Annotated in this window: 21 protein-coding genes; 5 read left to right on the top strand and 16 right to left on the bottom strand. The window is 55.9% G+C overall.

The features are described 5' to 3' along the window. Window positions 1–9: 9 nt before the first annotated feature. From WG219_20780 to WG219_20705, 16 genes are all read right to left on the bottom strand, one after another. Window positions 10–1,524 carry a sigma 54-interacting transcriptional regulator gene (locus WG219_20780; protein ID WXL28063.1) on the bottom strand — a complete coding sequence of 505 codons (1,515 nt, stop codon included), beginning with the start codon at window positions 1,522–1,524 and terminating at the stop codon, window positions 10–12. 10 nt (window positions 1,525–1,534) lie between these two features. Further along, the gene (gene tssH / locus WG219_20775; GenBank protein ID WXL25700.1) at window positions 1,535–4,180 is read right to left on the bottom strand and encodes a type VI secretion system ATPase TssH; all 2,646 of its coding nucleotides are present in this window, start codon (window positions 4,178–4,180) and stop codon (window positions 1,535–1,537) included. Window positions 4,181–4,228: 48 nt separating this feature from the next. After that, window positions 4,229–5,284: a type VI secretion system baseplate subunit TssG gene (gene tssG / locus WG219_20770; GenBank protein WXL25699.1), complete on the bottom strand. Its 1,056-nt coding sequence runs from the start codon at window positions 5,282–5,284 to the stop codon at window positions 4,229–4,231. Between the two features lie 58 nt (window positions 5,285–5,342). Next, the gene (gene tssF / locus WG219_20765) at window positions 5,343–7,133 is read right to left on the bottom strand and encodes a type VI secretion system baseplate subunit TssF (protein ID WXL25698.1); all 1,791 of its coding nucleotides are present in this window, start codon (window positions 7,131–7,133) and stop codon (window positions 5,343–5,345) included. Then, entirely contained in the window at window positions 7,133–7,618 is a 486-nt protein-coding gene (locus WG219_20760) for a hypothetical protein (GenBank protein ID WXL25697.1), read from the bottom strand. The genes tssF and WG219_20760 overlap by 1 nt, the downstream gene beginning before the upstream one ends. A gap of 296 nt (window positions 7,619–7,914) precedes the next feature. Continuing rightward, a complete protein-coding gene (locus WG219_20755) occupies window positions 7,915–8,268 on the bottom strand; it encodes a hypothetical protein (GenBank protein ID WXL25696.1) in 354 nt (117 codons plus the stop codon). Further along, complete coding sequence (locus WG219_20750; protein ID WXL25695.1) at window positions 8,265–8,942, bottom strand: DUF6695 family protein; 678 nt, start codon at window positions 8,940–8,942, stop codon at window positions 8,265–8,267. Before WG219_20750 ends, WG219_20755 begins: the two co-directional genes overlap by 4 nt. Window position 8,943: 1 nt before the next feature. After that, window positions 8,944–9,468, bottom strand: coding sequence for a PAAR domain-containing protein (locus WG219_20745; GenBank protein ID WXL25694.1), 525 nt, complete (start codon window positions 9,466–9,468; stop codon window positions 8,944–8,946). 11 nt (window positions 9,469–9,479) lie between these two features. Further along, on the bottom strand, window positions 9,480–9,884 hold the full coding sequence (gene tssE / locus WG219_20740; protein WXL25693.1) for a type VI secretion system baseplate subunit TssE: 405 nt from the start codon (window positions 9,882–9,884) through the stop codon (window positions 9,480–9,482). Between the two features lie 6 nt (window positions 9,885–9,890). Beyond that, a complete protein-coding gene (gene tssC / locus WG219_20735) occupies window positions 9,891–11,369 on the bottom strand; it encodes a type VI secretion system contractile sheath large subunit (GenBank protein WXL25692.1) in 1,479 nt (492 codons plus the stop codon). Window positions 11,370–11,394: 25 nt separating this feature from the next. Beyond that, the gene (gene tssB / locus WG219_20730; GenBank protein WXL25691.1) at window positions 11,395–11,901 is read right to left on the bottom strand and encodes a type VI secretion system contractile sheath small subunit; all 507 of its coding nucleotides are present in this window, start codon (window positions 11,899–11,901) and stop codon (window positions 11,395–11,397) included. A 33-nt stretch (window positions 11,902–11,934) separates the two neighbouring features. Next, on the bottom strand, window positions 11,935–13,494 hold the full coding sequence (tssA, locus tag WG219_20725) for a type VI secretion system protein TssA (protein WXL25690.1): 1,560 nt from the start codon (window positions 13,492–13,494) through the stop codon (window positions 11,935–11,937). Between the two features lie 421 nt (window positions 13,495–13,915). Beyond that, window positions 13,916–14,806 (bottom strand): D-hexose-6-phosphate mutarotase, encoded by an 891-nt coding sequence (locus tag WG219_20720; protein ID WXL25689.1) that lies wholly within the window; start codon window positions 14,804–14,806, stop codon window positions 13,916–13,918. Between the two features lie 67 nt (window positions 14,807–14,873). Further along, window positions 14,874–16,250 carry a TRAP transporter large permease subunit gene (locus tag WG219_20715; protein WXL25688.1) on the bottom strand — a complete coding sequence of 459 codons (1,377 nt, stop codon included), beginning with the start codon at window positions 16,248–16,250 and terminating at the stop codon, window positions 14,874–14,876. After that, window positions 16,243–16,788, bottom strand: coding sequence for a TRAP transporter small permease subunit (locus WG219_20710; GenBank protein WXL25687.1), 546 nt, complete (start codon window positions 16,786–16,788; stop codon window positions 16,243–16,245). The genes WG219_20715 and WG219_20710 overlap by 8 nt, the downstream gene beginning before the upstream one ends. A 161-nt stretch (window positions 16,789–16,949) precedes the next feature. After that, window positions 16,950–17,348, bottom strand: a complete 399-nt coding sequence (locus WG219_20705; GenBank protein ID WXL25686.1) for an acyl-CoA thioesterase — start codon at window positions 17,346–17,348, stop codon at window positions 16,950–16,952. 318 nt (window positions 17,349–17,666) lie between these two features. Between WG219_20705 and WG219_20700 the strand changes: the two genes are divergently transcribed. The 5 genes from WG219_20700 to phoU all read left to right on the top strand — a co-directional run bounded on the left by WG219_20700 (window position 17,667) and on the right by phoU (window position 24,564). After that, complete coding sequence (locus tag WG219_20700; GenBank protein WXL25685.1) at window positions 17,667–18,635, top strand: phosphate ABC transporter substrate-binding protein PstS family protein; 969 nt, start codon at window positions 17,667–17,669, stop codon at window positions 18,633–18,635. 184 nt (window positions 18,636–18,819) lie between these two features. Next, entirely contained in the window at window positions 18,820–21,105 is a 2,286-nt protein-coding gene (locus WG219_20695) for a phosphate ABC transporter permease (protein ID WXL25684.1), read from the top strand. Window positions 21,106–21,125: 20 nt separating this feature from the next. After that, window positions 21,126–22,796: a phosphate ABC transporter permease PstA gene (gene pstA / locus WG219_20690; GenBank protein WXL25683.1), complete on the top strand. Its 1,671-nt coding sequence runs from the start codon at window positions 21,126–21,128 to the stop codon at window positions 22,794–22,796. Between the two features lie 61 nt (window positions 22,797–22,857). Continuing rightward, entirely contained in the window at window positions 22,858–23,691 is an 834-nt protein-coding gene (gene pstB, locus WG219_20685; GenBank protein ID WXL25682.1) for a phosphate ABC transporter ATP-binding protein PstB, read from the top strand. Between the two features lie 141 nt (window positions 23,692–23,832). After that, window positions 23,833–24,564, top strand: a complete 732-nt coding sequence (gene phoU, locus WG219_20680) for a phosphate signaling complex protein PhoU (GenBank protein WXL25681.1) — start codon at window positions 23,833–23,835, stop codon at window positions 24,562–24,564. The last annotated feature ends 25 nt before the right edge of the window (window positions 24,565–24,589 follow it).

Genomic DNA, 24,589 nt, shown 5'->3' with positions numbered 1-24,589 from the left:
TCCTTGGCCTTAAACATCAAGCAGGTTGATGTTCAGTCGTTGCATGCGGTACAGCAGGGTGCGGCGTGGCAGCCCCAGCTCGTTGGCGGCAAAGGTTTGGTTACCGCCGTTTTTACGCAGGCATTCAATCAGCATGTTGCGTTCTACGCGCTCGAGGCGTTCACGCAGACTCAGGTTGCTGTGGGTGGCGTCGTCGTTTTGTGACAGGTTGAAGTGTTCCGGCAGCAATTCGCCGTCTTCGCATAACAGCACGGCACGTTCGACCAGCCCTTTGAGTTCGCGCACATTGCCGGGGAACTCATAAGCAGACAGCGCCTGCAAGGTCGCCTCGGCCCATTCACAGGGCGGACGCTGTAAAAGCTCGCAGGTTTTGTTGGCGAAGTAATGGGCCAGGGTGAAGATGTCCTGGCCCCGCTCGCGCAGTGGCGGTAGTTGAATGGGGAACTGAGCGAGACGGTAATACAGGTCTTCGCGGAAGACGCCTTGCTCGACCCGTTCGCGCAGGTTGTGGTGAGTCGCTGCGATGATGCGGACGTCCACTTTATGGGTAGTGTTTGAGCCCAGCGGGCGGATTTCACCCTCTTGCAATACGCGCAGCAGTTTGGCTTGCAGCGTCAGTGGCATATCGCCGATTTCATCGAGGAATAATGTGCCTCCGTTTGCAGCGTCGAAGAGGCCTTGATGGTCACGGTCGGCACCGCTGAATGCGCCTTTGCGGTAGCCGAACAGCTCGCTTTCCAGCAGGTTTTCCGGCAGCGAGGCGCAGTTCTGAATCACCAGCGGTTTGCTGCGTCGCATGCCGTATTCATGTATGGCACGGGCGACCAGCTCTTTACCGGTACCCGTCTCGCCGTTAAGCAGGACGCTGACTGGAATGTGCAGCACTTTGCTGATCATCTGGTGTAGGGCGCGCATGGGCGCGCTGTCGCCGATCATGCCGTAGCCTGAACTGGCCTTGTTGTGGGTGCGGGCAGGTTCATTGGTGGAGGCTGGTCCGCTGTGCTGGCGCTGCAGGTGATGCAGTTGGGCAATGACGAAATTGCCCAATTGGGTCAGTGAATCGGCAAAGCCTCGCAGGTCGCGTGGTGCCTGGCTGGCGATCAGGAGCAAACCGATCACATGTTGCTGTTCATCTTGCAGTGGCATGCACAGCAAGCTGTGCCAGGGCTTTTGTGCAGCAGGCAGGAAGTTGATGCTGTACAGGCTGCTATTCAGTTCGTTGAGGCACAGCACTTGGTTCTGGCACAGGCAGAATTGCAGCAGTTGTTCGTCGTTGTAATCGCTGGGCAGGCTGGCATCTGTCTTTGGATGTAGCGCGCAGTTGTGCCAGTCAGCACTCAGGGTCAGGCACGTGTGGGTTGCGTCTAACAGGTACAGCTGGCTCAGCTCGCAATCAGAGAGTTGGGCGCTGCTCTCGGCGAATGCGTCCAGCAGCGCGGTTCTGTTGCTCAAGCGCGCAAGCGCTGCAAAGCGCTGAAGCAGGGCTTCAGCGTAATGCAGCGGTTGTGGGACCTGGCTGAACATCAGCGGTACGTTAAGTGAATTCACAAACCACCGTTCCCTCGCCGTCCAGCGTGGCATGTACGTGTTGCAGGGTTTCGCCGCTGGCCATGGCATCCAGCAGACGATCAACAATCAGCGGTTGCAGGTGCTGGTCGATCAGGTGGTCGATCAAGCGGGCGCCGCTTTCGCTGTAGCTGCAGCGATCAGCCAGATTGGCCAGCAGCTCAGGGCTGTGGCTGAAGCTGAGCTGACGACGCTGCAAGCGCTCGCCGAAGCGGGACAGCTTGAGGGCGACCAGTTCATTCAGCACTTCACCGTTGATTGGGTAGTACGGCACTACACGCATACGGCCAAGCAGCGCTGGCTTGAAGTGCTGGCTGAGTACCGGGCGGATGGACTGCTCGAGGTCTTCTGCTGACGGTCGCTCGCCGTTTTGGCACAGGCTGCTGATACGGTCGCTCGCCAAGTTGCTGGTCATCAGGATCAGGGTGTTGCGGAAGTTGATCTCGCGCCCTTCGCCGTCATTGGCCACGCCTTTGTCGAAGATTTGATAGAAGACGTTCATCACATCCGGATCGGCTTTCTCCACCTCATCCAGCAATACGACCGAATATGGTTTTTGCCGCACAGCCTCGGTCAGCATGCCGCCTTCGCCATAACCTACGTATCCCGGTGGGGCACCGATCAAACGGGAGACGGTGTGCTTCTCCTGAAACTCGGACATGTTGATGGTGGTCAGGAAACGGTCACCGCCATACAGCAGGTCAGCCAGAGCGATGGCGGTTTCGGTTTTGCCGACGCCACTGGGGCCGACCAGCAGGAATACGCCCACCGGCGCATCAACCCGGTTAAGCCCGGCAGCGGTAGCGCGCATGGCTTTGTCCAGTGCCTCTACAGCTTGCTCCTGGCCGCGTACGCGCTGACGCAGGTCGTTGGCGAAGCTCAGGACTTTGCTGTTGTGTTCACGGGCCAGCTGGCTCAGTGGCACACCGGTCCAGTGGCTGATCACTTCAGCAACCAAGCGCGGGCAAACCTCGAAGCTGACAAGGCGCTCTGTGGCTTGCGCACTGGCCAGTTGGGCCTGCAAGTCGCTGAGTTCTTGTTCCAGTTGCTCAAGTGTCGGTGCAGGCGCTTCACTGGCTTCGGCTTCGGCTTCGGCTTCGGCTTCGGCTTCGGCTTCGGCGGCAGGTTGGGCCTGGCGCACGGTTGCGCATTGCTTGCGCAGCTCCAGTAGACGTTTGGCCAGCTCGCTCTGGATATTCCAGCGGGTTTCGATTTGCTCAAGCTCGGCACGGGCTTGCTCAAGGCGTGCCTCCAGCTCAGCCAGTGCTTCGTGATCGATTTTCAGCCCCGCTTGCTGATCGCGGGAAATGGCATTGTGCTGGCGTTCGCCTTCGGCGATTTCGCCGCGCAGGCGTTCCAGTGCCTCCGGCGCCGCAGCAAGGCTGATGCGTACACGGGCGCAGGCGGTGTCGAGCACATCAACAGCCTTATCGGGAAGCTGGCGGCCAGCCAAATAGCGGGCGGACAATTCGGCCGCAGCGACAACCGCATCATCCCGCAGGTAGATGCCATGGCTCTTTTCATAGACCGGTGCTAACCCGCGCAGGATGGTCACCGCTTCACTGACTGTCGGTTCATGCAGCTGCACGGGCTGGAAGCGGCGAGCCAATGCCGGGTCTTTTTCGAAGTACTTCTTGTATTCGCTCCATGTCGTGGCGGCGATGGTGCGCAGCTCGCCACGAGCCAGTGCCGGTTTGAGCAGGTTTGCGGCGTCGCCGCTGCCCGCCTGACCACCTGCACCGATCAGGGTGTGGGCTTCGTCGATAAACAGAATGATTGGTTTCGGCGAGCCTTTGACTTCATCAATTACACCCTGTAGGCGTCGCTCAAACTCACCTTTGACGCTGGCACCGGCTTGCAGCAAACCGAGGTCCAGGCACAGCAGGTCAACGTCTTTTAGAGCGTCTGGAACTTCACCGTGGGCGATGCGCAGGGCCAGTCCTTCGACGATAGCGGTTTTACCGACACCGGCTTCGCCGACCACAATTGGATTGCTTTTACGGCGGCGGGCGAGGATGTCGATCATCTGGCGGATCGCGCCATCGCGGCACAACACTGGGTCCAGCTTGCCGTCGCGGGCTTGCTGGGTGAAGTTATGGGTAAAGCGCTTGAGGTTGGATTCTCCACCTGCTGCCGCTGGGCCGGACGCCGTTGGCGTTTGTTGGGCGAGGGCGAATTCACGCAGGCGCTCGGCGTTCAGTTTGGCCAGTAGCGGCTGGTAGTGGCTGCCGGCGTAGCGGATGGGGTTACGCAGCAGGGCGAGGATCAGTGCGGCCTGGTCAATCTGGCTTTGCCCCAGTTCAAGATTCGCCACCAGCAGGGCGTCTTGCAGCCATTGCACCAGTTCGGCAGCAAAGACCGGATTGCGCGATTCGCTGTGTTCGCCGCGAGGCTGCAGTGCGCGGGACAGTTCACCGGCATCCACTTCAGCATCTTGCAGGGCACGGACCAGTAAACCGTCAGGACGCTCCAGCAGGCCCAGCAAAAGGTCTTCGACCAGAATTTTGCTGCCGCCACGAATCACGCAGCGTTCGGCTGCAGCTTCGAGGTCTTGTTTGGTTGCGGCATCAAGGGCCTGAACCAGTTGCTGTAAGTCGACGTTAATCATCTTCATCAATCCTTAATGGTGTTATCCAAAACTGTTTAATCGGTGCCTGGCTGATCAGGCTGCTGTTCGTGTCTCTCTGCTTCCCTTGACGCTGCCAAGGGTGACGATGCCGTCGGCGTTTTCTGTGCCCAGCCATGTGGTCCAGCCCAACAGGCAGGGGTTGTCTGCGCCCAGTCGCAGCTCGCGGATTTCTTCGTGGCGAAGTTCCAGGCGAATGTCATAGTCCAGCGGGTCGCGCAGGGTGAAACGCACCAGTGCGCATAGGGGTTGGTAACCGCTGCCGATGGGCAGAAACTCGTGGAAGCGATCCCAGCTCATTTGACGTACGTGGATGCGGAATTTGCCGCCGCGGTCGCGGACAAACTCGCCCAGCACCAAGTTCTCGCTCAGTTGGCTGTTGCCCACACCGAGGCGGTTGCGCTGCTCTGCGAGGATTTCCACTTTGCGCTCCAAGCACTGCTCGATATGCAGGTCGGCATGCTTGAAGTAGTAGCGCAGCACCGATTCAATTAGCGCAGCTGAATGGGCCCGCAAGCTAAGTAAGCCGAGGTAAGGCAGCAGGCGTTTCCAGTTCAGCTCTTCGGCCTGGCGGATAGTGGTTCCACCCAGGCCGATCAGGGCAAATAGATGCTCGGACAGCGGGTCAGTTGCGCCACTTTTAAAGCGTCCGTAGTAACGGTATTTCTGCCAGATTGGCAGGAGCAGACGTTGTAGGCGGTTGTTGAACAGGTCGAGAAAGTCTCGGGTTGGGTTTCCGTCTTCGCTGTCGCCTAAAGCCTGTTCGCCATAAAAGGCAGGCAGGGGAGAGCCCGCCCCAAACAGGCTGACCAGATTGATGCGCATGCGCGCCCGCAACTCGCCGTGTTCTTCAAAGAATTGCAGGCGGTCAATGTCACTGCCGGGAAAGCCCAGGCTTGGGTTGGCGTGCAGCTCCAGCCGCTCGTACAGGCGTTCTTCGTCCTCATCGGGATGAGCACGCTTGAGGTGATCCAGCGCCAGCTGAACACCTTGGAACAGGCTGTACTCGCGAATCTCGCGGGTCAACCGGTTCAGGCTGCGTTCAAACCCCGGGGTATACGTTTGGGTCAGTGCGGTGGCCGGAACACTCATGGGGACTCCGCCAATGTGTTAGGCCGCGGGTTTGCATTTGAATAGCGTTTCATCATGTTCACAGCAACGGCTGTTGCCCCATCCTTGGAATCCATTGATAAACCTCTCCCTTGGTGCTCTGTACCCGCAGCTCGTGGTACGAGTTCAAACTGGCATACAGGGCAAAGAATTCATTGAGCACCGAGGCAAACAGGAACAGGTCCCCCTCTCCTACGTAGCCCTCCGGATTGATTGTCAGCTGTGTGCGCACACCGCGAACCGGCAGGCCTCGGTGCAGGCGGTCAACATGCTGGTGACTGATGCTTTTCATACCGTCGAGCAGGCGCTTGCTCACACGGGCGGCATGCTGGTCGTAGTAGCGGGGCAGGTCGTACGTTTCGAGAATCACCTTGAGCGCGTTTACGTCACTGAGCGATAAGTAGTTCAGGGACATGTTGCTGATCAGTTTCCACAAGTAGTCACGGTGCAGCGGTGGTGCGTAACTTGGGGTGACAGAGCTGATGTTGCGGAAACTGAGAAACTCCGGGGTGTCCTCGCTCGGTACGCAAATATCGCCTAGCCCGAGCTGTTGAGGCAGGCTCTGGTTGGTGCAGGTCAGCTCGACCGAAACGGTCTCATGCTGAGCCAAATTACGCAGGCTGAAACTCAGGTAGGTTTCAAGTCCGCTGCCAAACATCGAAGGCTGCTGGCGAACGCTGTAGTGGGGGCGTGTTACGGGCACATCGAAGCTGGGGTCGTGTTCGAAGGACTCGAACTGGACATAATCTTCGTAGCCTTTGCCACCCGGTTTCCAGCCAGTAACCCGATCTACGGAGAACACGCCGCAATGGGCGGCATCCAGCTCGGCAGGGAGCAGTAGGTACTGATCTTGTTTGCCATCAAGGCGAATCGGTATTGCATCGTGGCTGAACAGATTAACCACCGGTGTGCAGTACAGGCGCACGTTATCCAAGGTCGGGCGAACCCTTTGGATGCCGGTTTGCTGGATATCTATACGCAGTTCAAAGCCGCGGGCCAGTTTGAGGGTTTCTTCGGGTACCTGATCCAGCACATCCAGGCCGCCCAGCTCGACAAACAGGAACTTCTCCTGAAAGGCAAAGTACTCCTGAAGGTAGCGGTAACCACGGAATGTATTCAGGGGATAGGGTATGAGTGCTTCGTCTTCGGCAAAACCGACGGGCTGAATCTTGTCTGTGGGCAGTTTCAAGGCCGGCAGAGGTTCATGCTGGGCATCCAGCAGTGGTTTACCTTCTGCATTGAGCAATACCAATTGAAGGCCCTCTACATGACGCAGCAGCCCCAGATACAATATCTGGCTGATATAGCGTTCACCGGCCAAATGCAGGCGCAGTTGCTTGAGGCCCAGATCACCCAGATGACCGTCAGCAGTCATCCCGAAACGCAAGTTAAGCAAGGCACCATCGCCTTTGACCGAGTAATCCAGCGCACTGAGCGTCAGCGGATAAACGTCGGTGGCATAGGCCGTACGGAACTGGCAGGCCACTCCCTGAATCGGCTTGGACTCAACCGGCGTCTTGCGCGGCACGTTGAGTGCGCCACCGGGGCGTTTTAGCGGATCAAACTGCAGCATGCTGAACGCAGGCAGTGGCCGCATATAGTTCTGCCAGAGCAGGTTCATCAGCGAGTGCGTCAGCTCTGGCAGCTCATCATCCAGCTTTTGACGAAGACGCCCAGTGAGAAACGCAAAGCCCTCCAGCAGACGCTCAACATCCGGGTCACGTCCCGCTTGCCCGAGGAAGGGTGCCAGCGCCGGACTGCGTTCGGCAAAGCGTTTGCCGAGCTGGCGCAGGGCAGTGAGTTCGCTCTGATAGTAGTGGTTGAAGGACATTACTGATCCTCTCCTTTAGCAACACCTACTTGAGCGGAACACCAAGTTGAAAAATCTCGCTTATCAAAGTCCTTACAAGCATTGTTCTTGGGGATAAACCAGTAGGGTTCGTTGGGCTTGTAAGTGAAATGGTAGTAATTGCTTTTATCCTCTCCGTAAATCCAATATGAGGAGGAGCCCTCATTAGTCACGTATGGGTTAAATGTGAAAATGTTTGACTCATAAGGAATGTGGTTTGCACGCTCCATTAACAGCATCAATACATTGGAAAATAAATTCGTACTAACGGCGATGACCAAAGCGGCCAGCGATGTAATAAAGACCAGTAGAGTTTTGCTTTTCATAAACAATGTTGCTGGATTAGAGCGCCAGAACGCTGCTTTATTTGACGTGTTTCGTGAGCGCGCTGGCATAAATTTTTTCTGCAAATGTTCAACTAACGCCAAGTTTATTTGTCGAGCAGGTATGGGTTTATTGATTGGCATTAGTTGTTCATCCCTGTAACTTTTCCATTTTGTAAGACCACGGTGTATCAAAGTCATGGCCTAATGAATTTTGTATGGTTAATTCGCTTCAGGCTGGCGATAGATTCAAGTAATAGGTGCCCATAGCATGTAGAGCCGGAACAGCCATCAGTCCTAGGAAAGAGGCTTGCTTGTACACGAATGAGCTCCTGTACCTTTCAAATAGACCTGTGATAGCAACTGCCAAGCAGTAGATAGAAAGCACTGCAAACACGTCATTATCGGCGACCACTGCTAGGTAATTTGAAAAGCTCATATTATTTAAAACCTCCTGTTTTCAATTTCAGGGGCGTTCCATCTTGCAGATAAACGACATCGCCACCGTCGTAACCGAAGAGGTCTTGATTAGTAAGAGGGGATAGGTACTGTACCCAGCCTTCTGTCCAGACTTGACCGTTCTCATAACGTATCTCGATGTAATATTCAGGAGGGGATGCTTTTGTTATTTCAAAAAAAACTCCGCCATCTTGGGCTCCACTCCAATAGGCATTGGGGTGTTTTTCCAGGCTAGGGGGAGCTTCGTCGCTACGCTCGAGTACTAGGTAAGCGGAAATTACCAAGATAAGCAGAAGCACAAAGGTGGTAATAAGGAACATCTTCAGTATCTTCACTCGTTTATCTCCAGAGTGTCTGTACTAAAGATGTAATCCAAATCTGGCTCGCTGAATTGAAACTGATACATGTAAGCGCTGGGCACAACAATCCGGGTCCTAAATGGAATTGAGAAGCCCACAGCTTCAGCTAGGTCAGTCGCGAATGTTATGCAGTTATGGTTACCGAGATCGTACTCCTTGCGCTGGTTGTTCGCGTTTTCGTCAGCTTTGGCGTTCAACCAAGCTAGTGCTTCCTCGTATACGTGCCCTCTCAGTACGACCCCAGTAATATTGCCCGATTGGCCGTGAACGGTGGATATATGTCTAAGTGTCTTTTTCAAGGAGGATTCAGTAATTGCTCCTCCTTTCAGTCTGACGTCAGGAATCCTACCTATACGCACTCGTCCTGCTGGGCCTGGGCCTGGGTACCGGCCATATTCGTAATATTTTGACTGGCCTGTTTTTCCGTTAATGATGAGAACGCCTGCGTGTCCGAGATACGGAGCTTTGCCGCCAGGTATCTCAATTTTCTGACCGAAAAATGTACCTTGATAGCCATCGATATGAATTTTGTAGTCAGGGAAAACGACGGGAATGATGTAGTCGCTATCTCCTGCCAAATAAATTTGAACGGGAGCAACATCGGTCGCCGGCGTAGTAGTCACCGTCGTTACTTGAGCAGCTTGCGCCATTTCACTCCCCTCGCAAGAGCCAGTTCGGCTTGGCTATGAACTGAACATTCTGCGGTTGAGAGCCTTTACCTAGCGGCCCCGAAATTCCGAGTTCATTGGTGATCCCTCTTGTTTCAGTTCCGTCGGCAAGAGTTGCTATATAGGGAACATTCTTGAGCGGTTCTCCTGACGTCGAATCTAAAAGTTGAACGCTTGCGTCGAAGCTGAAGATATTTAATGGTACAGGTGGGACAAACGCTGCAGGTGAATGGGTCGTTCCAATAATCACCGTCCCCGACCCACCCACTACTACATTGCCGTGGCTGCCTACGCTGCCAAGGACAGCGGCCGGTTTGCCGTTAATCAGCACATTGGGGATGACATTCCCGGCCATGGCACCGCCGCAGGCGCTTGGGTCGCCTTGGCGTGCGGCGGGCAGGCTGTCGAACAGCACGTCGGGGGAGCCGGACACGATCGGGTTGGTGCCGTGACCTGGTAATGGGCAGGCGGTTGGATCGGTGACGCGTGCGGCGGGTTTGCCTGACATGGCTGCTCTCCTTAGCTGACCTTAACCACTCCGCTGCCGTTGAGGCTGGCGGAGAAGCTGACCTGGTGTTTCATACCGTCGATTTGCAACAGGCCTTCAATGGCAAACGCCAGATTCAGCGGGTTGCTGTCGCGGGGCAGGGAGATCACCTGCACTTCACTTAAGCGAGGTTCATAGGCCTCGATAAAGCGTTCAATTGCGGTACGCGCCTGCTGCAACGAGTCGTGCAGTGACAGGCGCATATCATTGAGATCGGGCAGCCCGTAGTCGGGCAGTGTTTGCACACTGCCCGCACGGGTGCTGAGCATTTTTGACAGGTGGGCAGCCACCGACGCCATGACGGCTGCTTCATGGCTCCAGCCCTTGCGGGCGCTGGTTTCACCACCAAGGCGTTCAAACAGGCTGCCGTACGTCATGGATGCTTATTCCTTGTCCAGCTTGCCAACCAGGGACAGGGTGAAGTCGGCACCCATGTACTTGAAGTGCGGACGCACGTTGAGGTTGACGCGGTACCAGCCCGGCTCGCCTTCTACATCACTGACCACTACCTGAGCGGCACGCAGCGGACGGCGGCTGCGAACTTCGGCGCTTGGGTTTTCCTGATCAGCTACGAACTGGCGAATCCACTTGTTCAGTTCCAGCTCAAGGTCGGTGCGCTCTTTCCACGAACCGATCTGTTCGCGCTGCAGCACTTTCAAGTAATGGGCCAGACGGTTGATGATGAACATGTACGGCAGCTGGGTGCCGAGTTTGTAGTTCAGTTCAGCGGTCTTGCCTTCTTCGCTGATGCCGAAGAACTTCGGCTTCTGCACTGAGCTTGCGGAGAAGAATGCGGCGTTATCGCTGCCCTTACGCATGGTCAGGGCGATAAAGCCTTCTTCAGCCAGTTCATATTCACGACGGTCGGAAACCAGTACCTCAGTCGGGATCTTGGTTTCGATTTCGCCCATGCTTTCGAAGTGATGCAGTGGCAGGTCTTCAACTGCACCGCCGCTCTGCGGGCCGATGATGTTCGGGCACCAGCGGAACTTGGCGAAGCTGTCAGTCAGACGGGTGGCGAAGGTGTAGGCGGTGTTGCCCCAGAGGTAATGCTCGTGGCTGTTGGCGACGTTCTCTTTGTAGACGAACGTTTTAACCGGGTTGTCTTCCGGGTCGTACGGGTTACGCAGCAGGAAGCGTGGCACGGTCAGGCCGACGTAGCGGGAGTCTTCTTGCTCACGGAAGCTCTGCCATTTGGCAAACTGTGGACCTTCGAAGTGATCCTTCAGGTCTTTCAGGTCTGGCAGGCCAGTGAAGCTTTCCAGGCCGAAGAATTTCGGGCCAGCCGCGGCAATGAACGGTGCGTGAGACATGCTGGCGACGCTGGCCACGTACTGCATGGTTTTTACGTCCGGTGCGCTCGGATCGAAGAAGTAGTTGGCGATCAGGGCGCCAACTGGCTGACCACCGAACTGGCCGTACTCTGCGGTGTAGATATGCTTGTACAGACCGGACTGAACGATCTCCGGGCTGTCCTCAAAGTCATCCAGCAGGTCTTGCTTGGATGCGTTGAGAATTTCCAGCTTGATGTTCTCGCGGAAGTTGGTGCGGTCAACCAGCAGCTTAAGGCCGCGCCAGGAAGACTCGAGGGACTGGAACTCTGGGTGGTGCAGAATTTCGTCCATCTGGCGGCTGAGTTTGGCGTCGATCTCCGCGATCATGCGGTCGACCATGGCCTTTTTCACCGGCTCGTTTTCATTCTGCGGTTTCAGCAGTTCTTCGATGAAAGCCGATACGCCGCGTTTGGCGATGTCATAGGCTTCGTCATCAGGCGTCAATTTAGTTTCTGCAATGATGCGGTCGAGAATGCCCGCTTCGGCTGCGCTTTTGCTGGCAGCTGCGGTTGCGCTTTTGGTGCTCATTTAATGCGTCCTTGTCGGATGAGTATCAGGAATCCAGTTTGTCCTTAGCGGCCAAGCCAAGCTCGCCGAGAATGCGATCGCGGGAATCGTCATCGGCAAGTACGCTTTCAATGGCTTTACGGAAGGCCGGGGCGTTACCCAGTGGGCCTTTCAGGGCCACGAGTGCGTCACGCAGTTCCATCAGTTTTTTCAGCTCTGGGACTTGTTCAACCAGGTTGGCTGGGTTGAAGTCCTTCATGGAGTTGATGCGCAGTTGCACGGCCAGCTCTTCGTCGGTGGGTTCGTCTTGCAGGCGGTTCGGCACTGACAAGGTCAGGTTCAGTTCCTGCTTGGCGAGCACTTCATCGAAGCTGTTTTTGTCGATGCTGACGGGCTTACGGTCTTCGATCTTACGATCGTCAGCGCGCTGGGTGAAATCGCCCAAAACCATCAGTTTCAGTGGCAGTTCGATCTCTTCTTGAGCGCCACCGGTGGCGGGTTTGAAGGTTACGTTGATGCGTTCCTTTGGGGCTACCGAGCCTTCTTTGGCCATGGTCGTTCTCCATTACGGTTATGGCCCGAGGGCCTAGTCCAGTACCACTTCAAGATCGAGGTGGCACAACCTGCGGTGAATCTCGTCTTTTTCTTCGCGCACGGCGTTGTTCTGCGGAAGCAGTTCGCAGCAACTGTGCCGCAGGCGCAGTACTTCAAGAACGAGGTCGGGTTCCCAGTTGCTGAGGCCATTGGCATGCAGCAGCTGGTCAAGTGCTTCAAGTTGAGTGCGGGCCAAGTCGTATTTCTTGGCGGCGTAGCACAGGCGGGCCAGCGTCAATTGCCAGAAGAAGCGTTCACGCTCCCCGCGGGCGCTGGCCATTTCAGTTTTGATCTGTTGCACGGCAGACTTCAGGCCGTCCTTGCGTAGGCAGGTAATGGCTTGTTGCAGTGCGATATCCCAGGCTGGAGCGCTTTCCGAGGCGGTGCTGGGCAGCTGCTCTGCCGAACTGTTTTGAACATGGGGCATAACTTGCGTGATGAGCCACGCACGCGTCTGATCGTCCGCAAACGGAGAGCCATCGTGGAAGCGAAGTGTTTCAAGCCCAGTCATGCGTTGCATGAAAAGGGCCAGCTGAATTTCCACTTCACGCATGGCGTGCTCGGCGCCCATGCCTTGCAGGCATTGCCATGCCAGATGTTGGCCGTCTAACCAGAATGGGGCACGGGCAATGCTGGCCTCCAAATCAACCAGCAGGTCGGCGTATTGGCCGCTTAACAGGCGTTCTTGGTAGCTCTTGAGTTTGTCGATAGGGATGCCGCGAAGGCTGGTGATCTGTTCGCCGTTGCGTTCAGGCAAATTGTCGATGGGTAGCCATAGTAAGGTTCTGGACAGACGTAGCGCACGTAGGTCGCTGGCGTTCTGTTTTAGCCAGTAGCCGCACAAGGGACGTGCCAGATCTTGCAACTGGCGCAAACTTTTGTGCGCATCACGTTCGGATTCAATGATGCTTGAGGGAGAGAGAATCTGGGTGGCGGCCTGTTTAACCTGAGCAATCGCATTGCTGACTACAGTGGGCTCAGCCTGGGTCTGGCTGGCCCGTTTTACCAAATCTTCAAGGCGTCGGTATAACGGCAGCAGGAGCGGTGCGTTATCGCCGAGTTGCTCGCTCAGGAATGCTTCAAGTTCGCGTATTTGTTCAGCCAGACTGCGAAATAGAGAAAGGTGTTCGCCGATCGGAACATGCTCTGCCAGCGTCTGTTCTAAGCGCGGAATCAGCCAGATGATGGCGGCGGCACGGGTACGTGGTTTACCGGGATAAAGCTCGGCCCAATGGTTTAGGCACAGGTAGTGTACGAGGGTAAAACCGGCATGCAGACCGGTGAAGGATTCGCGCTGGAAAAGCCCCCAGGTCAGCCAGGTGGCGACACGTAAATCCTTCGATTGAGAACTGAGCAGAGCCTCGCTGTTTTCTATTACTTTTTGCCAATCTATCGCGGTCGTCTGGTGAACAGAGCCGGACTTGGCAAGTTCATTTTCCAGTGCTTCATATTCGGCTGAATAGCGAACATCTTCACCGGCAAACGAACTCTCGTTAATAGGTTGCTTGGCCAGCGCCAGATAATGGGCGCTGCGCTTGCTTGAATAGGTCATTCCCTGACTCAATTTGTAATTGGCAGACTTTCTGGGCTGCTGCGATTTGAGTAACCGTAAAGTTTTACGGTATGTGTGTTGCAGTTATTAATCCTTTGTCTAGGCCAATCCTATGCAATTTTTTTTGCAAGGACAATCACCAAAAGGTGCGTGCTAGACGCATTTTTATGCTTTTTGAGGGCATCTTTCTCATTAATGCTGCGATCTGGGCGTAAATATTATTAGATATGAGCGCAGATATGTTGGCCTCGGAAACACCTTACACTGAGTTAGGAATCATCCTAATATCAATTTGATATTGTCTTACTAAATTGATATGGAATTAGTTGGTATGTAGGACGTTGTTCACAGTTCCAATCTTATCGATATGTATGCAAATATTTCTGGCTTTTAAACTTTAATTAGCAGTGACTTAAAAGCGCTAGCTACTCCAAATACTGACGCTCAGTGTGTGCTGTTCTCCGCTCTCAAGTGCTTGGAAATCCTCCGCAGCATTGGCATGTTCGATACACAGCATGCCTTGCCAAGCGTTGTGGGCAAATTGTGTTAAGCGCAAGCTTTTCTCGGTCCAGGGGTTCCAGACGACGGCAGAGCGGGAGCCGCTGCTGAGCAGGTTAATTTTCCGCCCCCACGGATCGTCGATGATGGCGATGGCCGCTGGAGTATCCAGGTAGACTCGGTCAGTCTCTGCGCTAAACACAGGCTCATCGGTTTGGTGTTTGCGTGACCAGCCATCAAGGCAATCAAGGTAGCTATGGCCTTGTAAGCCTTCGATCTTCACTTGGCGGATATCGCTCACGGCAAAATAGCTGTGCAGGGCCTGACTGTAGCGAAGGGTTGTGTCGCTTAGGTTACAGGTGGTCAGCGCCATGTGCAGGCGATCATCCAGACGTACTTGAAAATGTAATTGTGCCGCATAGGGCCAGTCGGGTTGCGGATGGAGACGGGTGTCGAAAACGAAATCCAGGCGCACGCCATTACCCTCGGTTTCGATGCCTTGCAGTTGCCAGCCAAGGCTGCGGACAAAGCCGTGGGCCGTAGCGCTGGAGGGCTGATTGTGCATCGTCTGAACCGGCTCCGGGTTATGTTCAAGGTTGGCAAACCACGGCCAGCAGATCGGTACACCTCCGCGCACAGGTTGACCTTGTTTGAAGGCTGCTTGGTCACTCAGCCAGACCAGAGGGCGGCCGTTCTCCTTGTAAGAGAGGATCTGCGCACCTTGCTGGCTGATCAGCAGCTCCTTATCTGCGTGGCGGATTTGCCAGCAGGTCAGTTCATCAAGTTGGATGCGTTCAACGCTGGGGCGGGGCATGACGGGCTCACAAAACTTTAGGGGAGGGATACGTATAAAACAAACGCCCGTTAAGGGCGTTTGTGCATCAGTTACCGTACACCTGTTGGGGCAGCCAGGTAACCAGCGACGGGAACAGGTAGACAATCACCAGCAGCAGAAGTTGGATGGCGATAAAGGGAATCACGCCTCGGTACATGGTGGTAGTTGAAATGCTCTGGGGTGTGACGCCGCGTAGATAGAACAGTGAGAAGCCAAGCGGCGGGGTCAGGAAGGAGGTTTGTAGGTTCAGGGCGATCATGACACCCAGCCACACGGGGTCCAGACCCATGGCCAGCAGCACAGGACCGACAATGGGCACGACGACAAAGATGATTTCGATAAAGTCGAGGATAAAGCCCAGCAGAAAGATCACCAGCATGACTAAAAAGAAGGCACCGAGAACGCCGCCGGGGAGTTGCTGGAACACCTCTTCGATCACTGTTTCGCCGCCAAAGCCACGGAATACCAGGGAGAAAAGCGAGGCGCCGATAAGGATCAGAAAGACCATGCAGCTGATGTCGGTGGTGCTGTAGGCAACATTTCGCAGTTGCGTGATAGTTAGCTGACCTTTAAACAGCGCCAGCAGGGTTGCACCGACTGCCCCAATGGCGGCCGCTTCTGTGGGGGTGGCTACGCCCGCTAGGATGGAGCCGAGTACAGCTGCGATGAGAAACAGCGGCGGCATCAGGGAGCCCAGCAGCTTGCCCCAATGCAGAGCACCCAGTTCTTCTTTGGGTACGGCAGGCATCTTCTCGGGCTTGAGTAATGTCATGAGAGCTAAGTAAGCGATATACAGGCCGATCAACAGCAGGCCGGGCAGCAGTGCGCCCATAAACAGATCACCAACGGAAACTGTTTTGGGGCTGAAGATGCCCATTTTCAGCTGCGCTTGTTGATAGGCGCTGGACATTACGTCGCCCAGCAGAACCAAGACGATTGATGGTGGAATGATCTGTCCTAACGTGCCGGTAGCAGCGAGGGTTCCGGTGGCGACGGCCGGGTCGTACCCGCGTTTGAGTAGGGTCGGCAAAGCCAGCAGGCCCATGGTGACGACAGTGGCGCCGACGATGCCGGTGCTTGCGGCGAGCAGGGCGCCGACTAAGCACACAGAAATCATCAGGCCACCGCGTAGGCTGCCGAACAGGCGTGACATGGACTCCAGCAAGTCTTCAGCCACACGGCTCTTTTCCAGCATCACTCCCATAAAGACAAACAGCGGCACCGCCAGCATGGTCTGGTTATTCATGATGCCAAACAGGCGGTTGGGCAGTGCGCTGAGATAACTGGCATCGAATGTGCCGCTAACAATGCCGATACCGGCGAACAACAGGGATACCCCTGCCAGGGTGAAGGCAACCGGGTAGCCAGCCATTAATGCCACGCAGATGCTGACAAACAGCAGAATCGCCATGACTTCAGCCATGTTTCACCTCATCTGCCGGCAGGCGGCCAGTCAGTACGCACAGGGCCTTGATCACATTGGACAGACCCTGCAGCAGTAGCCCTACTACCAGCAGCATGATGATGCTCTTTTGCAGGTAAACGAACTTCAGTCCGCCTGTTTCACTGGAGCCTTCGCGGCTGGCCCATGCGTTGCCGATGTAGTCCCAGCTGGCCCAGCCGAGAAACAGGCAAAGCGGCATTAGGAACAGCAGCGTACCGGTAATCTCTACCAGAGCCTGACGGCGTGGGCTGAAGCGTTGATAGAAGATGTCGACCCGCACATGGGCGTTACGTTGGAGCGCCCAGGCAGCACACCCCATGAAGACCAAACCGTGTGCGTACAGCACGGCCTCTTGAAGGGCGGTGGCGCCGATGCCGAAGCTGTAACGGAGAATCACCACCAGCGTGGTGCCCAGAACCAGAAACAGGGTCAGCCAGCTGCATAGTTTGGCGAAACCTGCGTTGACTGCATCAATCAAGCGGGCAGCTCGCAGGGCGGGGTTGGGGGTTGCAGGCATCGTCGATCCTTTCGCAGGGCCTTGAAGATCGTCGATTCTAGGGGCGGGCAACTTGCTACAGCAATGCTGTGAAACAAGCATAACGCAACGTGTTATGGCGGCGCAGGCTTACAACGGGCTGCTGTCCGACAGCCCGTAAGTGCGCTTATTGAATCGCGGGGTTAGCGGCGAGGAACCGGACGAGTGCGACCGCTGCCATCAATGGCCACGAATACGAAAACGGCCTCTGTAACCTTGCGCCACTCGCTGGATAGCGGGTCGTCGCTCCAGACCTCGACCAGCATTTGAATCGAGCTGCGGCCTACGTCCAAGGTTTGGGTATAGAAGGACAGTTGTGCGCCAACAGCGACTGGGACCAGAAAAGCCATGCGGTCGATAGCGACTGTAGCAACACGACCACCTGCTACTTTGCTGGCCATGGCAGTGCCCGCCAGATCCATCTGAGATACCAGCCAACCGCCGTAAATGTCGCCGAAACCATTGGTTTCACGCGGCAGTGCGGTGATTTGCAGGGCCAGATCGCCCTGGGGGATTGGGTCTTCCTGTTCGAAATCTTGCATCAGAATGGCTCGTGGCGCAGTTGTTTTTATTGGCGCAAACGGTGTGGGTTCAGGCCGCATGATGAGATGTCGCGGGGTGGACAAAGGTGTCCATCACTACCACTGGGTCTGTGATGCTGCGGAGTATAACCCTACATGAGGGGCAGGGCGACTGTGGCAGCTTGCCGCCTACGAATGGAGCCTTGTATCGGGAATTCGCGGTGGCTGTGGCGGGACGAAGTGATCGTCACTTAACTGTCATATTCATTACATACAGTGTTCACATGGCCCTTTGATACTTGGCCCCGTTCTAACAACACTACACATCTGGAGTAAGGCATGAAACTCAAGCGTTTGATGGCGGCTATGACTTTTGTCGCCGCTGGCGTCACCACCGCCGCTGCGGTTGCTGCTGTTGATCCGGCTCTGCCGAGCTACACCAAGACTTCAGGCGTATCGGGCAACCTGTCCAGTGTCGGTTCCGACTCGCTGGCCAACCTGATGACCCTGTGGGCTGAGTCCTTCAAAAAAGAATACCCAAGCGTCAACATCCAGATTCAGGCTGCCGGTTCCTCTACCGCGCCAATCGCACTGATCGAAGGCACCGCCAATCTTGGCCCGATGAGCCGTCCGATGAAAGATTCGGAAATTCAGGCGTTTGAAGAAAAGTACGGCTACAAGCCGACTGCAATCCCGGTCGCCATTGATGCCTTGGCTGTGTTCGTACACAAAGACAACCCGATCAAGAGCCTCGACTTGGCTCAGGTTGATGCCATCTTCTCCAGCACCCGCCTGTGCGGTGCGCCGTCCGATATCAAAACCTGGGGTGACCTGGGTCTGACTGGCGAGTGGGCTGCCAAACCGATCCAGCTGTTCGGCCGTAACTCGGTATCCGGTACTTATGGCTACTTCAAAGAAGAAGCGCTGTGTAAGGGCGACTACAAAACCAACGTGAACGAGCAGCCTGGTTCTGCTTCCGTGGTGCAGTCGATCTCCAGCACCCTGAACGCCATCGGCTACTCGGGTATTGGTTACAGAACGTCCAGTGTTAAGGCTGTTCCACTGTCCAAGAAAGGCGGTGAGGCGTTCGAGGCCAACGAGACTAACGCTCTGGCAGGTAAATTCCCGCTGGCACGCTTCTTCTACGTCTACGTGAACAAGGCCCCAAACAAGCCGCTGAGCCCGCTGGATGCAGAGTTCGTGAAACTGGTTCTGTCCAAGCAAGGTCAGGAAGTGGTTGTAAAAGATGGCTACATCCCGCTGCCATCTAAAGTGGTTGAGAAAACCAAGAAGGAGCTGGGCCTGTAATCCAGCTGTGTAATTGGTAGGGATACCTGCTCAGTTAAAGCACCCGCCTTCGTTAGCGCGAGAGGCGGGTGTTGTTTTGTCAGTGTTCTGTAACTTTTCTGTCATACAAACTGAATACATTGGCTATCCATAGCGGCTGAACTCACTTTGGCGCACTCATGGCTGCGCAGAGACGCTCTTACCTATGAATGACTTGGCTAGTAAAACCATGACCGCCTCAAGTAAATCTCTCGGGTTAGATTTCAATACCCCGGCCTTGAAGCGCAAGCGTCGCTTGCGTGCCCTGAAAGACCGCATGGCTCGCTGGGCCGTATCCATAGGCGGTATGGCTGTTCTGGGTGCTATTACCCTGATTTTCTTCTACTTGGCTTATGTTGTGCTGCCGATGTTCCAAGGTGCCAGCCTGGATAGAGGGGAAGCAGTCGATGCACCATGGCTGAAGAACTCAGGTGCACCGTTGCTCATGACACTTGAAGAGCAGAACCAAGTGGCAATGCGTGTGGATGAAAACGGCAAGGTTGAGTTTTTCAATGCCGAGAGCATGCAGCTGCTCAAAACGGTCGAGCTGCCGGTCCCTGATCAAGTTTCCATTACCTCGGTTGGCAAGGATCAGCCGGGCAGTAATCGTGTTGCCGTAGGCCTGTCTAATGGGCAGGTGCTGGTGCTTGAACACGAGTACAAAATCACCTATCCCAATGATGTAAAGACGATTAGTCCGAGCATCTCATACCCCTTTGGTGAGACACCTATCGCCCTTGATCCTAAGGGCCGCGCGTTGGATCACGTAGCGCTGAACCTCAATGGCGGCACCTTGATGCTGGCAGGCTCTGTTGGCGCCGAGTTAGAGGTGGTGACGCTTGGGCGTGAAGAAAACCTGATGACAGGTGAGGTCACCCTAAGTGAAGAGCGTGTTTCCCTGCCGCAACTGGCTGAGCCGATTAAAGAGCTGATCATTGATCCACGCCAGATGTGGGTGTACGTGATCAATGGTCGTGCGACGGCTGACGTCTTTGATATGCGCAGCAAGAGCCTGAACGGCCGCTATAAGTTATTGAACGACGGTCAGACAGAGGTGACTCACGTTACGTCCTTGCTGGGTGGTATTTCGCTCATGGTTGGTGACAGCCGCGGCGGTATCCAGCAATGGTTTATGGTGCGCGATGAAGATGGCAAATCTTCCCTTAAGCTGATTCGCAGCTTTGAGATGGCCGGCAGCCCAATCGTGCAAATTCTGCCTGAGGAGCGTCGCAAAGGCTTTATGGCGCTGGACGCCAAGGGCAATTTAGGCCTGTTCCACAGCACGGCACACCGTACCCTGCTGGTCGAGCCAGTCGCAGATGCTCAGGCGCTGGCAGGGCTGTCCCCACGTGCGAACATGATGCTGGTCGAAAGCGCGGGCACGTTGCGCAGTATCACCATTGATAACCCGCACCCTGAGATCTCGTGGTCTTCGCTGTGGGGCAAAGTCTGGTACGAAAACTACGACGAGCCTGCCTACGTTTGGCAGTCGACTTCGGCCAGTACCGACAGCGAGCCTAAGCTGAGTCTTGCACCGTTGGCATTCGGCACGCTCAAAGCCGCGTTCTACGCCATGCTGCTGGCTGCACCGCTGGCCATCGCCGCTGCGATTTATACGGCTTACTTCATGGCCCCCGCCATGCGTCGCAAGGTCAAGCCGGTGATTGAGCTGATGGAGGCACTGCCGACCGTTATTCTCGGCTTCTTTGCCGGTTTGTTCCTGGCGCCATACGTAGAAGGTCATTTGCCGGGCATCTTCAGCCTGCTGATCTTCACGCCTTTCGGCATCCTGCTGACGGGCTATATCTGGAGCCGCCTGCCTGAGCGTATTCGCTTGAGTGTGCCGGATGGCTGGGAATCGGCTCTGCTCATCCCGGTGATCTTGCTGGTCGGCTATATCTCTCTGTCCATGAGCGGCCACCTGGAAAACTGGTTGTTCGACGGCAACATGCGTCTGTGGCTGAGCAATGATCTGGGCATCGCCTTCGACCAGCGCAACGCCTTGGTGGTCGGTTTGGCGATGGGTTTTGCGGTCATCCCGAATATCTATTCGATTGCTGAAGATGCTGTATTCAGTGTGCCGAAGAGCCTGACTTTTGGTTCGCTGGCGCTGGGCGCTACGCCTTGGCAGACCTTGATTCGTGTGGTGATTCTGACTGCCAGTCCGGGCATCTTCTCGGCGGTGATGATCGGCATGGGCCGCGCTGTAGGTGAAACCATGATCGTGCTCATGGCCACGGGTAACACCGCCATTATGGACATGAACATCTTCGAGGGCCTGCGCACCCTGGCTGCCAACGTGGCGGTGGAGATGCCGGAGTCCGAGGTGGGTGGAACGCACTACCGCGTGTTGTTCCTGTCGGCACTGGTGTTGCTGACCTTCACCTTTGTCATGAACACACTGGCCGAGCTTGTACGTCAGCGTCTGCGCGTCAAGTACGCCTCGCTCTAAGGATTCGAAGGTATATGTCCGTGAAACAGCAGAATCTTAAAACCTGGTTCAAGAGCGGCTCACCGTGGATCTGGATGAACGCCGGTGCGGTGTCCATTGCAGTGATCATGACTCTGGGTCTGTTGATGGTGATCGCCGTACGTGGCCTCGGCCACTTCTGGCCGGCTGACATAGTCGAAGCGGATTACCAAGTGCCGGGTGAACCGGCCAAGGTGATGGCCGGGGAGATCATTCAAGTTGAAGAAGTCCCGCGCGCACGTCTCGCTGCTTCAGGCTTGCCAGTTGACGTAAAAGGCGGCGAGTTTATGACTCGCGAGTTACTCAAGGTGGGTAACCGTGATGTGTACGGCGCAGACTTCACGTGGGTCGTTGGTGAGTGGCTGAGTAACTCCCGTACACCCGCAAGCCTGACGGCTTTTGAGCGCCGTGAGTGGGGTAACTTTTATGGATACATCGTCAACGTTAAGGAAAATGGCAACGTTGTTGCTGAGGGTGATGCTGCTTGGGCAGAGCTGACTCAACGAATTGACCGGGTGACTGAGCTTCACAAGCAACTGGTGCGCCTGGAGAAGAAGGACATCGGTGAGGTCAATGCGGCGCTGGAGCGTATCCGTCTTTCCGAGCGTGGCCTTGAGTTGAAAGGGCAACTGGACGATGCAGCCCGTGCGGAGTTCAACGCTGAGCGTGACCAGTGGCACAAGCACTACCAGTCTTTGGAAGGGGAGCTGCTGGCGCTGCGTGAAGCCTACAACCGCGACAGCGTGACGGTGAAAACCGCCGATGGCCGTGAAGTGAGCTTCACCCTGGGGCATGTAGTGCGCGCTTTCCAGCCGAACAACATGAGCTTCATGGAAAAGCTTGGTTTCTACTTCAGCAAGCTCTGGGAGTTTGTCAGCGACGAACCCCGTGAAGCGAATACTGAGGGCGGTATCTTCCCGGCTATCTTCGGTACCGTGATGATGACCCTGATCATGGCCGTGATCGTGACGCCGTTTGGTGTGATCGCTGCCATCTACCTGCGCGAATACGCCAAGCAAGGCCCGCTGACCCGCGTGATCCGCATTGCGGTGAACAACCTGGCGGGTGTTCCGGCGATTGTGTACGGCGTATTTGGCCTGGGCTTCTTTGTTTATGTGCTGGGTGGCTCGCTCGACCGCATCTTCTTCCCAGAGGCTGCACCGGCGCCGACCTTTGGTACGCCGGGCCTGATGTGGGCTTCGCTGACTCTGGCCATCCTGACCCTACCGGTGGTGATTGTGGCCACTGAAGAAGGCCTGTCACGGATTCCTCGTGCGGTACGCGAAGGCTCCCTGGCGCTGGGTGCAACCAAGGTTGAAACCCTGTGGCGTGTGGTGCTGCCAATGGCCAGCCCGGCGATGATGACCGGCCTGATCCTGGCGGTGGCCCGTGCTGCGGGTGAAGTGGCTCCGCTGATGCTGGTGGGTGTGGTGAAACTGGCACCTTCGCTGCCGCTGGATGGCAACTACCCGTACCTGCACCTGGATCAGAAGATCATGCACCTGGGCTTCCATATTTATGACGTCGGCTTCCAGAGCCCGAACGTAGAAGCGGCACGCCCGCTGGTTTACGCCACGGCGCTGCTGTTGGTGCTGGTGATCATCTCGCTGAACTTCAGTGCGGTCTTTATCCGTAACCATCTACGCGAAAAGTACAAAGCGCTGGATCATTAATTATCAGCCGCCCGGCCGTTTGCCGGGCCGCCCAAATGAATTGTTAACGAGGGAGCATTCCATGCAACTCGAAGCACAAACCCACGGTATCGACATCTCCGCACTGGGCCGCGAGCGCCAGGGGCTGGACCTGAGCAAGGAAAGCGTAGCCATCGATGTACCGGGCCTGAACCTGTACTACGGCGAAAAACAGGCGCTGTTCGACGTCAAAATGAGCATTCCGAAGCAGCGCGTCACCGCCTTCATCGGCCCGTCCGGCTGCGGTAAGTCCACGCTGCTGCGTACCTTCAACCGCATGAATGATCTGGTTGACGGTTGCCGTGTCGAAGGCGAGATCAATATCGACGGCACCAACATCTACCGCAAAGGCGAAGATGTTGCCGAGCTGCGTCGTCGTGTCGGTATGGTGTTCCAGAAGCCTAACCCGTTCCCGAAAAGCATCTACGAAAACGTGGTCTACGGCCTGCGTATTCAAGGCATCAACCAGCGCCGTGTGCTGGATGAGGCGGTTGAGTGGTCGCTGAAAAGTGCTGCCCTGTGGGACGAGGTGAAAGACCGTCTGCACGACTCGGCGCTGGGCCTGTCCGGTGGTCAGCAGCAGCGTCTGGTGATCGCCCGCACCGTCGCGGTACAGCCAGAAGTGCTGCTGCTCGATGAGCCATGCTCGGCACTCGACCCGATCTCCACCCTGAAAGTGGAAGAGCTGATCTACGAGCTGAAGTCCAAGTACACCATCGTCATCGTGACCCACAACATGCAGCAAGCGGCGCGGGTTTCTGACTACACCGCGTTCATGTACATGGGCAAACTGATTGAGTTTGGCGACACAGATACGCTGTTCACCAATCCGGCCAAGAAGCAGACTGAAGACTACATCACCGGCCGTTACGGCTAATGGGCATGTCTGAGCGCGCTGGGCTGCGGCGGCGGGACTTGCCGTACTCATTGTACTGTCTGCGTCCCGCCTTCTTGCCCAACACGCTCATCCAAGGCCCATTAAACACTGGTCAGTAAACGGTTAATCAAGGGTTTCAAAATGATCAACAAAGAGAACCTTACCCAGCACATCTCCCAGCAGTTCAACGCCGAGCTGGAGGAGGTGCGTAGCCATCTGCTGGCCATGGGTGGTCTGGTTGAGAAGCAGGTAAATGATGCGGTCACCGCGCTGATTGATGCCGACTCCGGTTTGGCCCAGCAGGTGCGTGAGATTGATGACCAGATCAATCAGATGGAGCGCAACATCGACGAAGAGTGCGTGCGCATTCTGGCCCGTCGTCAGCCTGCGGCGTCTGACTTGCGTCTGATTATCAGTGTGTCCAAGTCGGTGATCGACCTGGAGCGCATCGGTGACGAAGCGACCAAAATCGCCAAGCGCGCTATTCAGCTGTGTGAAGAAGGCGAGGCCCCGCGCGGTTACGTTGAGGTGCGCCATATTGGCGATCAGGTACGCAAAATGGTCCAGGAAGCACTGGATGCCTTTGCTCGTTTTGACGCTGATCTGGCCCTCTCTGTGGCGCAGTATGACAAAACTGTCGACCGTGAATACAAGACGGCGTTGCGTGAGCTGGTGACTTACATGATGGAAGACCCACGGGCTATTTCGCGGGTGCTGAGCATCATCTGGGTACTGCGTTCGCTGGAGCGCATCGGTGATCATGCCCGTAATATCGCTGAGCTGGTGATTTACCTGGTGCGCGGTACCGATGTGAAACACCTTGGCCTGGCCCGCATGAAAGAAGAGGTTCAGGGGCCAGGTAAGGCTGACTGATCAGCCACTGCTCTGGCCCGCAGTC

Origin of the sequence: Pseudomonas mendocina (assembly GCA_037482215.1) — a bacterium.
Taxonomy (GTDB): Bacteria; Pseudomonadota; Gammaproteobacteria; order Pseudomonadales; family Pseudomonadaceae; genus Aquipseudomonas; species Aquipseudomonas mendocina_E.
Note: the sequence above shows the minus strand (reverse complement) of the source record. Positions and strands in the feature narration are given on the sequence as shown.